Here is an 18,448-nt window from a genome sequence, read left to right on the forward strand (position 1 = left end):
AAATATTTTCGCTCTTTTTTTAAGTTTTTTATTCGATAAATCGTGAATTAAATATCTGCCAGCCCAATGTAATGCCAAGATTCCAGTTGTTTGACGGTGAGCTATAGTGATTTAGGTAAACGCTTATCGCTCCGAATGGAAGTTTGGCAACAAGTGAAATTTCTCCCATATATTCTATTTTGCTGAATAATTCACCGTAATATGCTTTCGATTCTTCGTCACGCATTATCGGAAAAATAGGAGCAAAGCCATAAAATTCTGCTCTGGCATGGAAGACTGGTGTTATCTGGAAGATAGGCATAATGCCGGCTCCGATGAACTGATTGGCACGGAAAGCTTCATTATACGTAATCTTGCTATGTGGTGTAGGTGAGAATTCACCTGCCTGCATCATGGTTGCGGTATAATTATGGCTGAAATTACGTGAAGAATAGTAGGCGCGAATATAGTTCCCCAATACGAATTTGGAGGAAAGCGAATAATATCGTTCCATTTCATAGGATAATTGCAGCCAGGACTGGACATAATTATATGTACCGTTATACGGGTCTGGAGTTGATCCTGCTTCATATGATTCCGTTCCGGTGTATATATGTGCCACAAGTCTCTCTCTGCGTCCTGCTGTGGCATATTGTCTGCTGTTTAGTGTATTTCCATTCATTGCCACAGACCCTCCGAAAATAGTGTAGTTGCTGATATCATTTTTGTCATTGTTGAAGTCAATGACATTGTTCTGGAAATACAGGTCTTGTATTTTTCCGATTCCGATGCCGAATTCTGCTTTCTGGCGTGTAAGGAAAGGCATTGAAACCAGCAGCTTGACAAAATTCTCTTTCTTTTTATTGAAAACAGGAGAATTACCTTTTGAGAAAAGTTTTTCTTGCTTAAAATAATCGAATGAAGAGATTGATCCTACCAGGCGGAAGGATGTTGGAATATGGGTAGGGAAATCAATGCGTCCTGCTATTTGCAAATTGTTATAAATTTGTCCTAACTGTCCGTCTAGCGAAACTTCTTTTGAGAAGTTGTTCAAGTTGTGGTAGGTAGCTCCTACATAAATTTGGTTAGCACCGTTTGAGCCTACGTTTCCTCCTACACGGAGCGATAAGTCATCTTCAATCTTTACTTTTAAGTGTAGGGTAAACGTTGTATCAACTTTATTGTATACTGCATGCGGAATGATTTCTGATATCATATTGTCCGACATCAGACGGAAGTAACCTTTCCGTAAGTCTTCCAAAGAGAATATTTCGTGATCCGATGAATGGAACTCTTTGCGAATATATTTCTTTTGCTGCTCGTTTCCGCCTGTAATCGAGATTTCGCGAAAGCGCAGCTCTGGCATATTTTTCTTGTAAGCAATACGTTTCAGCTCCAGTTGACGATAATTGATTCGTCGTGAGATACGTGCCTTAATAGAATCCATGAGCTGTATGGTACGGTTGTAACCGATGTCGTGGAGTTCGTCAAAGCGGTCGAAATCCATCAGATTCACATTGTCGTACTTGAAAGTCATCAAAATGCCCAATGAGTCGGGTAGAGAGTAATCAGTCTTTTGCATAATCATGTTTTCCAGCTGTCCCATGATATCTCCCTCCTGAGGCTTTCCCGGGTTGGAACTTACTACACTTCCGATAATGACATCCGGATGAAAATCGTTTACCATTACATTTACGGGGAAATTATTGTAGATTCCTCCATCGTAAACCAGTGTCGAATCTATTTCTATGGGTTTGAACATGGCAGGGAAACTCATGGAAGCCCGGACAGCATCTCCCAGATCTCCTTTTTCAAATATCATCGGCCTTTTGTTGTATACGTCCGAAGCAACACATCTGAAAGGCACAAAAAGCTGGTTGAAGTCATTGTTGCATGCAGCAGTGGCCTGACCGAAGAGCTCGAGAAAGGCCAGGTTCATTTGCAACGGATCTACCACACTGGAAGGAAGAAACTGCGTCTTTACCTTGTGCAGGGGATTTTTTAAAGAAACCCTGATATTCAAGAATTCAGGAGTAGGAGGGTTTTTCTTGAAGTAGTAAATATATTTTTCCTCTATATTTCCCGTATACCATCGTTTGAAACTGTCCGATTTCAGTAATCTTTCCATATCATCGGGCGAATACCCCATGGCATATAGCGAACCCACAATAGCTCCCATAGATGTTCCGGCTATATAGTCGATAGGAATGTGATTTTCCTCTAATGCCCTGATGATACCTATGTGGGTCAGGCCTTTTGCTCCGCCTCCACTTAATACAAGACCAACTTTTTGTGCCTGTATCTGGAATGTCAGAACAAAAAGCAGGAAGAACATATATAATGCTTTTTTCATCAATAGAATTATTTTTGATATAAAACCAAAGATAGAAAAAAACTCCTTATCTATTCAAGAAAAAGGGAAAAATTGCGTCCTTTTAAGGAAGATTTGGCTATAGATAATTTTGATGAATCAGAACATTGCCGGAAAAGAACCTGATGTTTTTTGAAAATTTGTACAAAGCTTCCTTATTTTCGTACAAATTTTTTAAAAAATTCATGATATTTTTGACAAAAGAAGATGAAGAATTTATAGAAGATTGATATTGAAAATTGTATGTATAGACAAAAAAACGCCGGATAAAAGGCTGAAGCCCTTATCCGGCGTTAGATATTTTGAGAGAGAATGCTTTTAGATCAGGTCAATACTACGTTTTACGAAGTTTGTCAGAGCTTCCCCTTTCAGCATGTTGTTCTGTAATAAGGCCAAGTCGATCAACTGATGTACGACCTTATTGCTTGCAGCATACTCATTAATGATACTGTCTTTTTGTTTTTTCTGTTCATCAAGCTTCTTCTCGATGTCATGCAGTTCATCTTTTTCTGTTGTAGGAATTTCTTCATCCTTCTTGCCTTCGTGAGCTTTGTGGAATTCGCTTTCGCGAAGCTTCAGCATAGCGATTTCAGATTCTACAGGAACCAGCTTTTCTGAGCAGGAAGCTTCTGCATCATCCAATACCTGTTTGATCAGTCGGTGGTCACTGTTAAGAACCAGATTAAACATATCAGGCATTTCTCCATAGAAACTCATTCCCGGCTGTATGTTGGCCATTTCTTTCATACGACGCATATATTCAGCCTGAGTTATAATGATAGGAGCGGATGTTTCTCCCATAGCTTGTGTTTCTACATGGAACTCTGTCTTCTGTACCTTAGGTAACTGGCCGTTGAATACAGTTGCCAAAATTTCACGTTTGGTATCTGCCAATTCTTCACCTTTCTGTTCTTCTTTGACAATCAGACGGTCGATTACATCACTGTCGACACGTGTGAAATGGCTCTTTTCGAACTTTTGTTCCAGCATGTTTATCATCGGAACATCCAATTGTCCGTCCATCAGCAATACATTGTAGCCTTTGTTCTTTGCAGCATCAATGTATGTATATTGTTCGTCGAGGTTGTTGGCATACAGATAAATCAGACTTCCGTTCTTATCTGTCTGATTGTCTTTAATCAGAGTCTGATATTCTTCGAAAGTATAATATTTGCTGTCTGTATCTTTGAACAAGGCGAACTTATTTGCTTTCTCGTAGAAGTCTTCCTGAGTAAGCATACCGTAATTGATGAAAATCTTCAGGTCATCCCATTTGTTTTCAAACTCTTTACGGTCGTTCTTGAAGATAGATTGCAGACGGTCTGCCACTTTCTTGGTGATGTATGTAGAAATCTTTTTTACATTCGAATCACTCTGCAAGTAAGAACGTGAAACGTTCAGTGGTATATCAGGTGAGTCGATTACACCATGAAGCAATGTCAGGAAGTCGGGTACGATACCTTCTACAGAATCTGTAACATATACCTGATTGCAGTATAACTGTATTTTGTTTTTCTGCAAATCGATATTACTCTTTATCTTAGGGAAGTAAAGTACACCTGTCAGGTTGAACGGATAGTCTACATTCAGATGAATCCAGAATAAAGGTTCGTCCGACATCGGATACAAGTCGCGGTAGAACTTCTTGTAATCTTCATCTTTCAGTTCGCTTGGCTTTTTAGTCCAGATAGGGCAAGAGCTGTTGATGATATTGTCTTCTTCTGTATCTACCTGTTTGCCATCCTTCCATTCTTTCTTCTTTCCGAAAGCAACCGGAACCGGCAGGAAACGACAGTATTTGTTAAGCAATCCCTGTATACGTGACTCTTCCAAAAATTCTTTGCAGTCGTCGTCGATGTACAGAATGATATCTGTTCCTCTGTCATCTCTTTCTGCATCTTCCAGAGTAAACTCAGGACTTCCGTCGCAACTCCATTTGATAGCTTTGGCATCTTCTTTATAAGAACGGGTTACTATTTCTACTTTTTTTGCTACCATGAAGGCAGAATAGAAACCTAATCCGAAATGTCCGATGATTGCATTTGCATCGTTCTTATATTTTTCCAGGAAGTCATTAGCTCCAGAGAAGGCAATCTGGTTGATATATTTATCTATTTCTTCGGCAGTAAGTCCTAAACCTCTATCGGAGATGGTAATTGTATCCTTATCTATTTTTACATGGATAGTAAGGTCGCCTAATTCGCCTTTGAAATCTCCTGTAGATGCCAGAGTTTTCAGTTTTTGTGTAGCATCGACTGCATTTGAAACTAATTCACGAAGAAATATTTCATGATCGCTATATAAAAATTTCTTAATGATGGGGAAGATGTTCTCTGTTGTTACCCCAATATTACCTTTTTGCATAGTTCTTATATTTTAATTTTTTACTATTTTGATTCGTTTGTAACAAATTACGATGGCATACTGACAAAAAAAATGCCAGACGAATTTCGCCTGACATTTTGTCTGTTTCTTTAATGTTTATCGTATTGCTTTATTTTACGATTTCCATCTTTATTTCATTTCCTTCTGCGTTTAAACCAACATGAATAGTATCTCCTGCTTGAGGATCTTCATTCAGGATAAGTTCTGCCAGTCCGTCTTCCAGATTATTCTGGATGGAGCGCTTCAAAGGACGTGCGCCGAATTGTACATCATATCCTTTGGACGCAACAAAACGCTTGACTGCATCATCGATAACCAGCTTATAACCTAAAGATTCCATACGTTCGTAAAGTCCTTTCAGTTCAATATCAATGATTTTCTCCAGTGCATTGATATCAAGCTGGTCGAATGTAATAATCTCATCGAGTCGGTTTATAAATTCCGGAGCAAACGATTTGTTCAACGCTTTCGTTATGACGCTTCGTGAATACTCCTTATCGTCTGTACGGGTTTGTGCGGCAAAACCGATTCCCTTGCCGAATTCTTTCAGCTGGCGTGTTCCGATATTTGACGTCATGATAATCACTGTGTTTTTGAAGTCAACAGTTCTGCCATAACTGTCAGTCAAACGTCCTTCATCCATTACCTGAAGCAGCAAATTGAATACGTCGGAGTGTGCTTTTTCTATTTCATCCAGCAAAACGATAGAGTAGGGCTTGCGACGTACTTTTTCTGTCAACTGTCCGCCTTCTTCGTAACCTACGTATCCCGGAGGAGCACCTACGAGTCGTGAAACGGTGAATTTTTCCATATATTCACTCATATCAATACGGATAAGAGCGTCTGCCGAACCAAACATCTGCTTGGCCAGTTCTTTTGCCAAATGAGTCTTTCCAACTCCGGTAGGCCCCAGGAAAAGGAATGTTCCGATAGGTTTGTTGGGGTCTTTCAAACCTACACGACTGCGCTGGATAGCTTTTACCAAGGTGTCTACGGCTTTGTCTTGAGCAATAACTTTAGCAAGCAATTGTTCTTTCATGCCCTTCAGTCGGATACCTTCAGCTTGGGCCATACGCTGTACAGGTATTCCGGAAATCATGGAAACAACATCTGCTATCTGCTCTTTGTCAACTGTTTCCCGATTTTCCTTCAAACTTTCCTCCCAACGCTGTTTCATATCTTCGAGTTCGCTCATCAATGACTTCTCCCGATCGCGGAAACTGGCAGCCAGTTCAAAGTCTTGCAGACGTACGGCTTCGTTTTTATGTGTGCGTGCTTCATCTATCATCTGTTCCTGTTGTTCTATTTCTTTAGGAACTGTGATGTTTTTCAGGTGTACACGTGAACCGGCTTCGTCCATAGCGTCAATGGCCTTGTCAGGGAAATTACGGTCGGTAATGTATCTGTCTGTCAATTTGACACATGCTTCGAGAGCTTCGTCTGTATAAGTCACATTATGATGCTCTTCGTATTTCTCTTTGATATTTTGCAAAATCTGAAGTGTTTCCTCCGGTGTAGTCGGTTCTACAATAACTTTCTGGAAACGTCTCTCCAAAGCACCGTCTTTTTCAATATTCTGACGGTATTCGTCGAGAGTGGTTGCACCGATACATTGAATTTCACCACGTGCCAATGCTGGTTTCAACATATTGGCGGCATCCATAGAGCCCGCTGCCGAACCGGCACCCACTATGTTATGAATTTCATCGATAAACAGAATGATATTCGGATTCTTCTTCAATTCGTTGAGAATTGCACGGATGCGCTCTTCAAATTGTCCGCGGTATTTGGTTCCAGCCACTACAGCCGTCATATCGAGTGCAATTACGCGCTTATCAAACAAGATACGTGATACTTTTTTCTCGATGATGCGTAGTGCCAGACCTTCAACGATTGCAGATTTTCCGACTCCTGGTTCTCCAATTAAAATCGGATTATTCTTTTTGCGGCGGCTTAATATCTGAGCCAGACGTTCTATCTCTTTTTCACGGCCGACAATCGGGTCGAGCTTGCCCTCTGAGGCAGCTTTTGTCATGTCTGTACCGAATGAATCGAGTACAGGAGTGTCATTGTTAGGCTTTTGCTGCTGTGTACGAGTGGTTTGCTTTGCTTCTTGTGAGAAGAATGAGCTTTCTCCGTTGCCTGTTGGCTGTCGGCGTATGCCTTCCTCTTCCTCTTCTTCATCCTCTCCGAAATCCAGTCCGCTTTGCGGTTCAGCCTTGGGGACAAGTTTGTCCATTACTTTCTGATAAGTAACCTCATTCTCTTCCAATATCTGTGAGGCTTTATTTTGATTTTCTCTCATAATTGCTAATAACATGTGTTCTGTATCGGTAGCCGGACTTTTCAGTATGCGCGACTCCAATATGCTCATTTTTAATATTTTCGATGCTTTCTCATCGAATGTAATATCTTCTGAATAATTTTCAGGAGTTACAGCCGATGATCTTAAATCGTTTTCCAACGTTTTTTTGACCATTTCCAGGTCTACGTATAAGTCTTTCAATATTTGGACAGCTTTTCCTTCACCTTCGCGAATAAGTCCCAACAACAGATGCTCTGGACCTATATAATTATTGCGCAGGCGATTTGCTTCTTCTTTACTAAACTGTATTACGTCGGATATTCTTTGTGAAAATGGATTATTCATAAATTTGGTTTTCTCCCTCAAAACATTTCTTTTTGCAAAGATACATTATAAATATAATACTATAATAAGCTCTTTTTTCTATTTAACAAAAATCATGCCAGATATGTTGCGCTTTTGCTTCGTATAATGTGGAAAGATTGTCTTTTATGTCAATGAAATATCGATCTGGTAAAAAGCAAACTCGTTGCAGGTAATATTTCCCAATGATTTTTTATCCTGATAAAATTCTTTGGTGTTAAGCCTTTAAGTTTGTTTATAGTTTTAACCGAGGTCGAGGTAGGGAATGGCTAAAACTTTATATTTTTTTTTGCTGTTTCAATAAAATGTCGTACTTTAGCGTGGTTTTTAATAAGCCAGAGAGATCTAAATAATAACTAATTTTGTTTCAATGCAAGAACAAGACAGAATAATAAAAATCAACATCGAGGAGGAAATGAAGAAGTCGTACATCGACTACTCTATGTCGGTAATCGTTGCTCGCGCCCTTCCAGATGTAAGAGATGGCTTTAAACCCGTACATCGTCGTATCTTATACGGTATGATGGAGCTGGGAAATACTTCAGACAAGCCATATAAGAAAGCAGCAAGAATCGTAGGTGAAGTTTTAGGTAAATATCATCCGCACGGAGATTCATCTGTGTATGGTGCATTGGTGCGTATGGCGCAGGATTGGGCTATGCGTTATCCATTGGTCGACGGACAAGGAAACTTCGGATCTGTAGACGGGGATAGTCCGGCTGCAATGCGTTATACAGAGGCTCGTTTGAAGAAAATAGGTGAAGACATGATGCAGGACTTGTATAAAGAGACTGTTGACTTCACGAATAACTTTGACGATACATTACAGGAACCGACCGTAATGCCTACACGTATACCTAATCTTCTCGTAAACGGAGCATCGGGTATTGCAGTAGGTATGGCTACCAATATGCCGACTCATAACTTGTCGGAAGTAATCGATGCATGTGTTGCTTACATTGACAATAACGATATTGATGTAGATGGACTCATGCATTATATCAAAGCTCCTGATTTCCCGACTGGTGGATATATTTATGGTATAAGCGGTGTGCGTGATGCTTATGAAACCGGACGTGGACGTGTGGTAATGCGTGCCAAGACGGAAATCGAATCACATCCTACACACGATAAGATTATCGTTAACGAGATTCCTTATAATGTAAATAAGAAGGAGCTGATAGAGAATATAGCAGCTCTGGTAAATGACAAGAAAATAGAAGGTATCTCGTATGTGAACGATGAGTCCGACCGTGAAGGTATGCGCATTGTAATTGATGTAAAACGTGATGCGAATGCCAGCGTTGTATTGAACAAGCTGTTCAAAATGACAGCTTTGCAAACATCTTTCGGCGTAAATAACATTGCCTTGGTACATGGTCGTCCGAAGTTGCTGAATCTGAAAGACTTGATTCGATTGTTTGTTGAGCATCGTCATGAAGTAGTGATCCGTCGTACTCAGTTCGATTTGCGCAAGGCTAAGGAACGTGCTCATATATTGGAAGGACTGATAATTGCTTCTGATAATATCGATGAAGTAATTCGCATCATACGTGCTGCCAAGACTCCGAATGAAGCTATCACAAATTTGATGGATCGTTTCCAGTTGACAGAAGTTCAGTCGCGTGCTATTGTAGAAATGCGCCTTCGTCAGCTTACAGGACTTCTGCAAGATCAGTTGCATGCTGAATATGAAGAACTGATGAAACAGATTGCCTACTTTGAAGAAATTCTGACTAATGAAGAACTTTGTAAGAAGGTTATCAAGGATGAACTTATCGAAGTGAAGGAAAAATATGGTGATCAGCGACGTTCTGAAATTGTATATGCTTCGGAAGAATTCAATCCGGAAGATTTCTATGCTGATGATGAAATGGTGATAACTATTTCTCATTTGGGATATATCAAACGTACTCCGTTGTCTGAATTCCGTGCACAGCATCGTGGTGGAGTAGGGTCGAAGGGTAGTGAAACTCGTGACGAAGACTTTATCGAACATATTTATCCGGCTACAATGCATAATACCATGATGTTCTTTACTCAGAAAGGTAAGTGCTACTGGCTGAAAGTATATGAAATACCTGAAGGAAACAAGACATCGAAGGGTCGTGCTATACAAAATCTGCTGAATATTGATTCTGATGATGTTGTTACTGCATATCTGCGTGTTAAGAATCTGAATGATACAGAATTTATCAATAGTCATTATGTATTGTTCTGCACAAAGAATGGAGTAATCAAGAAAACATTGCTTGAACAATATTCTCGTCCGCGTCAGAATGGTGTAAATGCTATAACAATTCGCGAGGATGACCGTGTAATTGAAGTACGTATGACCAATGGAAACAATGAGATTGTCATTGCTAATCGTAACGGACGTGCTATTCGTTTCCATGAAAGTGCAGTTCGCGAGATGGGACGTACAGCAACCGGAGTTCGTGGTATTACACTCGATGAAGACGGTACAGATGAAGTAATTGGCATGATCTGTATTAAAAATCCGCAGGAAGAAACTATTATGGTTATTTCTGAGAATGGATACGGAAAACGTTCTGATATTGAAGACTATCGTAAAACTAATCGCGGTGGTAAAGGTGTTAAGACTTTAAGCATTACTGAAAAGACAGGAAAACTGGTTGCAATCAAGTCTGTAACAGATGAAAACGATTTGATGATTATCAATAAATCGGGAATAACTATCCGTTTGCATGTAGCAAGTGTTCGCATTATGGGACGTGCAACTCAGGGAGTTCGTCTGATAGACCTTGAAAAGCGTAATGATCAGATTGGTTCTGTTTGTAAGGTAACATCTGAATCGGAAGAGGAGAATGTAGATAATGAAGACTCTGTTTCTGTAGATGGTATACCTTTTAATGAAGAAGGTTCTGCCGACGAAAAACAAGAATAAAATAAATTGAATATATTTGTATTACTAAATCAAAAACAGTTATGAAAAAAGTATTGTTTACTACAGCTTTATTCCTTACAGCATGTGCTGTGTCAGCACAGGAAAGTGTTGTAAAGGAAGCTAAATCTGCAAAAAGTGATCCTGTAAAGGCAGCGCAGATAATTGAACCAGCTTTGGTTGATCCTTCAACTGCCAATGATCCTGAAACATGGAAATTGGCTGGTGATTTCCAGAAGGCAATCTACGATGAAGAAAACATGAAGCTTTATTTGCCGGGTGGTCAGGCTGATACATCAAAATTGTATAACAGTTTGGTTAAAATGTTCGAATATTATACAAAATGTGATGAAGTAGAACAGGCAAAAGTAAAGAGTGGAGAATTGAAGAAGCCTAAATTAAGAAAGAAATTATCAAAGACATTGGCTACAGTTCGTCCCAACTTGACTAATGGTGGTTCTGATGCTTACAATTCAGGAAATTATGCTAATGCTTTGAAATTCTTTGGCTTGTATGTTGATGCAGCAGAAAATCCGATGTTTGAAGAAGAAGATGCAGTAAAGAATGATACATTGACTCCGCTAATCGCATGTTATGCTGCGTTGGCTGCAAACTCTTTGAATGATAAGGATGCAGTTGTTAAATATGCAACTGTAGGTAAATCTCACAAAGAAGAAGGCTATAGAGCTTTGATGTGCTTGGCTGAAGCTTATGGTAAAGGTGAAAATCCTGATTCAACTCAATGGTTAGCTACTATCAAGGAAGGTACAGAAAGATTCCCATCTCAGGAATATTTCATTGGTAACTTGATGGACTATTATATCCAGAAAGGTAGAATTGATGATGGATTAACTGAAATCGATCAGGTTTTGGCAAAGAATGAAACTCCGTACTTCTTGTATGTAAAGGGTGTTTTGCAGTACGAAAAGAAAGATTATGATGCAGCTATTGCTACATTTAACTCTATCATTGCAAAGAACTCTGATTTCGTAGCTGAAGCATATTCTAAGATTGGTGATTGCTATTTCTTCCCAGCACAAGTTATTGTAGAAGAAAACAGTAAGATTTCTATGGACGATCCGAAGTACGCTGCAAATGAAGCTAAGATCAAGGAATATTACGAAAAAGCAAGACCTAACTACGAAAAAGCTAAAGAACTTAAGCCAGACAATAGACAATTATGGGGACAATATTTGTTGAACATATATTGGAAATTGAATAAGGCTGAATATGATGCTTTGGAAAAGGAATTGACTATGTAATTTGAAGTTTTATTCTTTTTACGATAGGGGCTGCCTCAAGAAATTGGGGTGGCCTTTTTTTATTCAATAATCTATAATGAAGTTGTAGGATGGAATAGAAGATTTCTAAATATATAATTAAACATAATACCGATTATAAAATAAAAAAGCTATGCTTAAATGTTAGTAAAGATAGATAAAAAATAAGCCTGATATAGATATCAGGCTTATTTTTTTATATAAAATCAGATTAGCATTTTATTTTCAATTCATTTAAAATACGTCTCATCTCTTCAAAAGTCGTGATGCGTGTTGGAACTAATGGTAAGCGTAAACGATTCTTTATCATTCCCATCATGCTTAACATGGCTTTAACTCCAGCAGGATTTCCATCAACAAATAATAATTTGAATAATTCTGTAAATTGATGATGAATAGATAAAGCACTATTATAATCGCCGGCTAGTGCCAAACGTGTCATACGGCTAAACTCACGAGGAAATGCATTTCCTATTACAGAAATAACTCCTACTGCTCCTAATGTTATTAGCGGGAATGTTATTCCGTCATCACCTGATATAACATCAAAATTAGCAGGTTTATTTTTAATGATATCATCCATTTGGGTAATGTTACCGGAGGCTTCCTTTATTGCTACAATATTGTCGAAATCACGAGCTAAACGAAGTGTTGTTTCGGCCGTCATATTAACACCTGTACGCCCGGGAACATTATATAATACTATAGGCAGTTGAGTAGCTTCAGCAATAGCTTTATAGTGCTGATAAATGCCTTCTTGCGAGGGCTTATTATAATATGGTACAGCCACCAGGACGGCATCTACCCCTGTGAAGTCATCGTTCTTTAAAGTGTCGACCACGGTTTGAGTGCAATTACTGCTTATTCCTAATAATATAGGAATACGTCCATTAACACGTTCTATGACGAGTCGTTTTATCTTCTGCTTTTCTTCATTTGTCAGAGTCGGAGTTTCTGCGGTAGTACCTAATACACACAAAAAATCAGTACCGTTCTGTACCTGAAATTCAACTAATTTTATCAGGGAATCATAGTCCACACTTCCGTCTTCATTGAAGGGAGTAATTAATGCGACTCCCATTCCTTTCAACCTTCTTTGTATCATAAATAAAATATAAATGCTATTTTAAATATACAAAAGTACGAATATTTTCTATTTATACTTCGATTTTATCACTTTTTTGCTTATTAAATGCACGGCTCTTTCATTTAAAACAACCTCTATAATCCTTGTTATTCTCCGAAAAACCATTATTTTTGCGCACAGCGATGCAGGAAGCACCGCTTCCGGTGTTTCTTTTTATCGTTCATATAAAATTATTTTTGTAGGCGGAAATCAAATGCGACAGAGGTCGTTTTTTGATTTCCGCCTTAATTTTCGCTATGCGAAAATAAGATTTATTTTGCTGATATGCAACATTTTGCATGTCTAATATATAAAAAAGAAACATGCATTCTGCCGTCGTGGCAGCATAATGAAACATCTGAAAGAATTTGTGAAATCAGTGCCGGATTACCGCAGGACAGACAAGGGAAACTACAAATACAAGCTGGAAGATATTCTTCTCCTTGTAATACTCGGACGGCTGGGCAAGTGTATGACAAGACCGGATATAATCAGATTCGGCGAGCGTAATCTGAAACGCTTCCGCTCTTTAGGAATTTTGTTGGACGGTGTGCCTTCTGAACCTACGCTCTGCCGTATATTCAAACATATTGATGATGAAGCCATGTCTGAGCGGATGTCTGAATTTACCTCCACCTTCCATGATGAGCTTGTCGGTTGTGCCGGAGACATCCTCTGTATTGACGGCAAGGCAATGAGAGGGACGGTACTTGAAAACGGACGCACCCCCGACATCGTATCCGCCTATTCCCTTGAAGGAGGTTTCACCCTTGCCACGGACATGTGTGAAGAAAAAAGCAACGAGATAACTTCCGTACCCAAACTGTTGGACAAGGTGGATGTGTCAGGATGCATAGTTACGGCAGACGCCATGTCCTTCCAGAAAGCCATCATAGATAAAATCCGGGAAAAAGGCGGTGATTTCCTTATCGAGCTGAAGGCAAACCAGAGAACTCTGCGATATGGGGTTGAGGACAATGTCGAACTTGCAGAGCCTGTGGATGTATATTCGGAAGGCCCTTTTCTTGAACATGGCAGAATAGAGACCAGAGTATGCCGTATCTTTCGTGGAAATGACCTGATTACGGACAGGAAAAAGTGGAATGGAAATCTGACGGTTGTCGAAATACGGACTGCAACGGAGAGAAAATCTGATGGTCAGAAATCTTCCGAGAGGAGGTTCTATGTCTCCAGTTTTCACGGAAGTGCCAGGCGGCTGAGTACAATAGCCAGAATGCATTGGGCAATAGAAAGCATGCACTGGGACCTTGACCGCAACCTGAGGCAGGACTTCATCAGGCGGAATAGTGCAAGGTCCGCCAGAAACCTTGACACGATACAGAGGATAGTACTGGCAATACTTTCTATATGGAAAGGTAAAAGGAAAAAGCTCTCCGACAAGGCTAAGGGAACGGCCGAACTTATTAGAGAACTTTCTTTGGACTTTACCGCAATGATACATATGCTGGATCAAAAATGAGATAATTTGTAATTTCAGAGGATTCGTAACGTTTTGGGTATCAATCATAACAAAATCCCTACTTCCCATAAGAAGTGGGTGGGGGAATTATGTGCCTTTATCTAAGCTTAAATGAAAGAGCCGTGTATTAAATGAGGATATGTCAATTTATTCTTCTTCAATCATAGCCAAAAACTCATTTTCATCCTTAATTGGGATATTAAGCTGTTGTGCCTTTTCCAGTTTACTTGGTCCCATATTGTCTCCAGCCAAAATGAAAGATGTCTTTTTCGATATACTGCCTACATTTTTCCCTCCATGTTTTTCGATTAGGGCTTTATACTCATCGCGTGAATGACGGGCAAAGACTCCGCTTATTACGATAGACATTCCTTTCAGTTTGTCAGAATATCCCGATAAGTCTTCTTCGTCAGCTTCCAGTTTAAGCCCCGACTGACGAAGTCTTTCCACCAATATGCGATTTTTCTCATTAGCAAAATACTGAATGATACTTCCAGCTATTTTTTCACCGATTTCATCTACATGGATTAAATCATCGAGATTGGCCGAAGCAAGTGCCTCTATCGAACGAAAGGCTTTTGCTACCTTTTTAGCAACAGTTTCACCTACGAATCGTATACCTAAAGCAAATAGTACACGTTCATATGGGACCTCTTTAGAACGCTCGATTCCTTGAATAATATTTTCGGCAGATTTCTCTCCCATGCGTTCCAGACGGCAGATATCAGCTGTCTGTAAGGTGTAAAGGTCGGCTATATCGTGAATTAATCCTTCTTGATAAAACAGATCAACAGTTTCAGGACCTAGACCTTCTATATTCATGGCACGACGACTGATAAAATGTTCAATCTTACCTTTAATCTGTGGCGGACATGCCGTTTCGTTCGTACAGTAATAGGCGGCTTCATCTTCGTAACGAACCAATTCACTTCCGCATTCGGGACAATGTGTGATAAAAGTTACTTTTTCACTTCCAGCTGGACGGGCAGAAACTTCCACTCCTGTTATTTTAGGTATAATCTCTCCTCCTTTTTCTACATACACCATATCGCCGATATGAAGGTCGAGAGAAGCAATGATATCAGCGTTATGTAATGAAGCACGACGTACAACAGTTCCCGAAAGCTGTACCGGATCTAGGTTGGCAACGGGTGTTACGGCTCCTGTTCTTCCTACCTGGTAAGTAACTTTTTCGAGTTTTGTAAGCGCACGCTCAGCCTGAAATTTATAAGCTATTGCCCAACGGGGAGATTTTGCTGTATATCCCAAATTACGTTGCTGACGAAGAGAATTTACTTTCAGAACGATACCGTCGGTTGCAACAGGAAGATTTTTGCGTTCTACATCCCAATAGTTGATAAAATCGAACACCTCCTGCAAAGTACGTGCTTTACGCGATATATGCGAAATCTTGAATCCCCACTTGGCTGCTTCCTGAAGGTTTTCATAATGTCCGTCGTGAGGAAGATTATCTCCCAACAAGTAATACAGATAAGCATCAAGCTTACGGTTTGCCACTACAGCAGAGTTCTGCGATTTCAGTGTTCCCGAAGCTGCATTACGAGGATTTGCAAACAAAGGCTCTTCGCGAAGTTCACGTTCGCGATTCAGCTCTTCGAATACATTCCACGGCATCAAAATTTCACCTCGTATTTCAAAATTCTTTGGATATCCTTCTCCATGCAGAACTAAAGGTATAGAACGGATTGTTTTTACATTATCGGTTACGTCATCTCCTCTTACTCCGTCACCTCGAGTTACGGCACGTACTAACTTTCCGTCTTCATACGTCAGTGAGATGGACGTACCATCATATTTCATTTCGCAGCAGAGCTCGAATTCTTCGTTCAATGATTTACTTACACGTTCGTAAAATTCGGTTACTTCTGCCTGAGAATATGTATTGCCCAACGAGAGCATTGGATACTTATGTTCTACTTGCGTGAAGTTCTTATTCAAATCGCTTCCTACACGAACACTAGGTGAATTAGGATCGTAGTATTCTGGGTGTAGTGCTTCCAGATCTTGCAGTTCACGCATCAGCTTATCGAATTCCAGGTCGGAAATAACGGGTGCATTCAGTACATAATAGTTATAGTTATGAACATGCAGTTCTTCACGTAGCTGGTCTATTCTTTCAATGTCAGTCATGTTATATGATAAAATGATGTTTCTTGCAAAAATAGTAAAAATGTCATAGTGGGCTATGTGGGTACGGCGGAAACTTTGTACTTTTGCAAAAAAAATAACAAAGACTTATGAGAATAGATATTATAACTGTTTTGCCAGAAATGATAGAAGGTTTTTTTAATTGTTCTATCATGAGCCGTGCACAAAAGAAAGGTATTGCAGAGATACACATACATAACCTGCGTGATTATGCTTACGACCGCTACCGTAAGGTGGATGATTATCCTTTTGGAGGATGTGCGGGAATGGTTATGAAAATTGAACCTATAGACCGTTGTATCTCGGCTTTAAAAGCTGAGCGTCATTACGATGAAGTTATTTTTACAACTCCCGATGGCGAGCAGTTTAACCAGAAAATGGCGAACACACTTTCCATGAGCGAGAATCTGATTATTCTTTGCGGACACTTTAAAGGCATAGACTATCGTATTCGCGAACATTTCATTACGAAGGAAATCAGTATCGGAGATTACGTGCTGACTGGAGGTGAACTGGCAGCAGCCGTAATATCGGATGCTATCGTGCGAATTATTCCTGGCGTCATTTCCGACGAACAGTCAGCCTTATCAGATTCGTTTCAAGATAATTTACTGGCTCCTCCAGTGTACACCCGTCCGGCTGAATATAATGGTTGGAAAGTTCCTGATGTCCTTTTGTCTGGGCATGAGGCTAAGATTCGTGAATGGGAATTTCAGCAGTCACTGGAGCGTACACAGCGTCTGAGACCAGATTTGCTGGAAGATAAATAAGAATCCTCTTATATAGGATAACATGAATAGTTGTATGTCGTGATATTGCATAATATTCGGATGTTGTTTTATAGTAAATAAAAAAGATAATAATAAAGGAAGAGTTTTTGGGTGTTGAATAATCCAGACTCTTCCTTTATTATATTCAGAAATCCTAATTCCTCATCTACTAATTTGTTCTTTGTATTAAGATCCAGTTTCCTTCTTAAAATAATAGCTCTATAATCTGCGCAAATACCACAGTTTTCACTCCTGCATTAGGGAAATCATAGTACAGACATTTCAATATTCTTTTCCTTTAATAATTCAATCAGTCTTTTTGCATTCTCAGTATATAAGTAGACTTTCTTTCCTTTCTGATCAGTCAGAGATACATTATACCACCCACGAAGAAGATGAAACTTCGCAGATGCATGACAATCTGCTTTTATGATATTTTGTAAAATCAGGGTTTTCACTATGACATGTGGAGTCCGTATCTGTAAGATACCATTCATTAAAGAATAATAGGTACGGCTGTGCATCCAACTTATAACTATTCCTATTACAATGTAGGATGAATAATGGCATAGAAGGCTGGAGTCTTCTTCAGGAGATTGGGTAATTATATTCAGTATATAATAGAATGCCAATCCTCCAAGAAGCCACAGTAAGGCTATGTAACCTCCATAAACCAATCTGTTTTTAACCTTGAAGTTTTCCATACTGTGTCAATTTATAAATATAATATTAATTCATATCCGTTGGGATGTCGATATATTTATCTTCGCCGTTGATGCAGAATTTCAGACGAGAATTTTCCAACTTGGATAGCTTTTTGAATTTTACGATAACTGTTGTTGTATCTCCAAATTGGGCATCCACGTGTTTGGCTTTATAAGTTTTACCATTGTCACATTCGAGCATGATATTTTCTATGCCGAGCCCGTTATTACTATCTTTATCGTCTGAAGTAAGTGTAAAGATAACTGTGGTTTTTCCTCCTTTATTTGAAAGGCTGACGAAATGAGGCTCAGCAAATGCAATAATTGCCATCAGAAGAAGCGAAAGAAAAGATATTGCTTTTTTCATTGGTAATGTAATTTAAGGGTTATTACTTTTATCTTCTCTATACTCACAAATATAAAGTTTTTTGTCGGATTAGCCAAATGAATTGAATGGTTATGTATGACGTATAAATATCTTTACTTTTCAATATCTGACAAGTGACTTAAACTCCATCCCGATATAAGGGCAGGATTCTTTGCTTTTACTTGTATCGGAATATTCTACTGTATTGAGAAATGGTGCCCGATTGGTAGTGTTCGGTTGAATA

Annotated in this window: 11 protein-coding genes; 4 read left to right on the forward strand and 7 right to left on the reverse strand. The window is 39.3% G+C overall.

Annotated elements, in window-relative coordinates; genetic code table 11:
• Positions 1 to 28 precede the first annotated feature (28 nt).
• The 3 genes from BACCOP_RS12475 to BACCOP_RS12485 form a co-directional block, all read right to left on the reverse strand.
• Positions 29 to 2,332, reverse strand: a complete 2,304-nt coding sequence (locus tag BACCOP_RS12475; protein WP_007569595.1) for a patatin-like phospholipase family protein — start codon at positions 2,330 to 2,332, stop codon at positions 29 to 31.
• 336 nt (positions 2,333 to 2,668) lie between these two features.
• Positions 2,669 to 4,714 (reverse strand): molecular chaperone HtpG, encoded by a 2,046-nt coding sequence (htpG, locus tag BACCOP_RS12480; RefSeq protein ID WP_007569598.1) that lies wholly within the window; start codon positions 4,712 to 4,714, stop codon positions 2,669 to 2,671.
• Between the two features lie 130 nt (positions 4,715 to 4,844).
• Complete coding sequence (locus BACCOP_RS12485; protein ID WP_007569600.1) at positions 4,845 to 7,385, reverse strand: ATP-dependent Clp protease ATP-binding subunit; 2,541 nt, start codon at positions 7,383 to 7,385, stop codon at positions 4,845 to 4,847.
• Between the two features lie 388 nt (positions 7,386 to 7,773).
• Here BACCOP_RS12485 and gyrA point away from each other — a divergent pair, with 388 nt between their 5' ends.
• Both gyrA and BACCOP_RS12495 read left to right on the forward strand, forming a co-directional pair.
• The gene (gene gyrA, locus BACCOP_RS12490; RefSeq protein ID WP_007569602.1) at positions 7,774 to 10,311 is read left to right on the forward strand and encodes a DNA gyrase subunit A; all 2,538 of its coding nucleotides are present in this window, start codon (positions 7,774 to 7,776) and stop codon (positions 10,309 to 10,311) included.
• 41 nt (positions 10,312 to 10,352) lie between these two features.
• Complete coding sequence (locus tag BACCOP_RS12495) at positions 10,353 to 11,570, forward strand: tetratricopeptide repeat protein (RefSeq protein ID WP_007569604.1); 1,218 nt, start codon at positions 10,353 to 10,355, stop codon at positions 11,568 to 11,570.
• Between the two features lie 229 nt (positions 11,571 to 11,799).
• On the opposite strand, the gene dapA is transcribed toward BACCOP_RS12495, so the two are convergent.
• On the reverse strand, positions 11,800 to 12,693 hold the full coding sequence (dapA, locus tag BACCOP_RS12500) for a 4-hydroxy-tetrahydrodipicolinate synthase (RefSeq protein ID WP_007569606.1): 894 nt from the start codon (positions 12,691 to 12,693) through the stop codon (positions 11,800 to 11,802).
• 370 nt (positions 12,694 to 13,063) lie between these two features.
• Here dapA and BACCOP_RS12505 point away from each other — a divergent pair, with 370 nt between their 5' ends.
• Complete coding sequence (locus tag BACCOP_RS12505) at positions 13,064 to 14,194, forward strand: ISAs1 family transposase (RefSeq protein ID WP_007565353.1); 1,131 nt, start codon at positions 13,064 to 13,066, stop codon at positions 14,192 to 14,194.
• A 147-nt stretch (positions 14,195 to 14,341) separates the two neighbouring features.
• Here BACCOP_RS12505 and ligA read toward each other — a convergent pair whose 3' ends face one another.
• Positions 14,342 to 16,345: an NAD-dependent DNA ligase LigA gene (gene ligA / locus BACCOP_RS12510; RefSeq protein ID WP_007569611.1), complete on the reverse strand. Its 2,004-nt coding sequence runs from the start codon at positions 16,343 to 16,345 to the stop codon at positions 14,342 to 14,344.
• Between the two features lie 107 nt (positions 16,346 to 16,452).
• Here ligA and trmD point away from each other — a divergent pair, with 107 nt between their 5' ends.
• Entirely contained in the window at positions 16,453 to 17,133 is a 681-nt protein-coding gene (trmD, locus tag BACCOP_RS12515; RefSeq protein ID WP_007569613.1) for a tRNA (guanosine(37)-N1)-methyltransferase TrmD, read from the forward strand.
• A gap of 266 nt (positions 17,134 to 17,399) precedes the next feature.
• Here trmD and BACCOP_RS12520 read toward each other — a convergent pair whose 3' ends face one another.
• Together BACCOP_RS12520 and BACCOP_RS12525 are read right to left on the reverse strand one after the other, a co-directional pair.
• A complete protein-coding gene (locus BACCOP_RS12520; protein ID WP_007569615.1) occupies positions 17,400 to 17,837 on the reverse strand; it encodes a hypothetical protein in 438 nt (145 codons plus the stop codon).
• Positions 17,838 to 17,862: 25 nt separating this feature from the next.
• The gene (locus BACCOP_RS12525; protein WP_007569617.1) at positions 17,863 to 18,204 is read right to left on the reverse strand and encodes a hypothetical protein; all 342 of its coding nucleotides are present in this window, start codon (positions 18,202 to 18,204) and stop codon (positions 17,863 to 17,865) included.
• Between the last annotated feature and the right edge of the window lie 244 nt (positions 18,205 to 18,448).

Source organism: Phocaeicola coprocola DSM 17136, from assembly GCF_000154845.1.
GTDB classification, from domain to species: domain Bacteria; phylum Bacteroidota; class Bacteroidia; order Bacteroidales; family Bacteroidaceae; genus Phocaeicola; species Phocaeicola coprocola.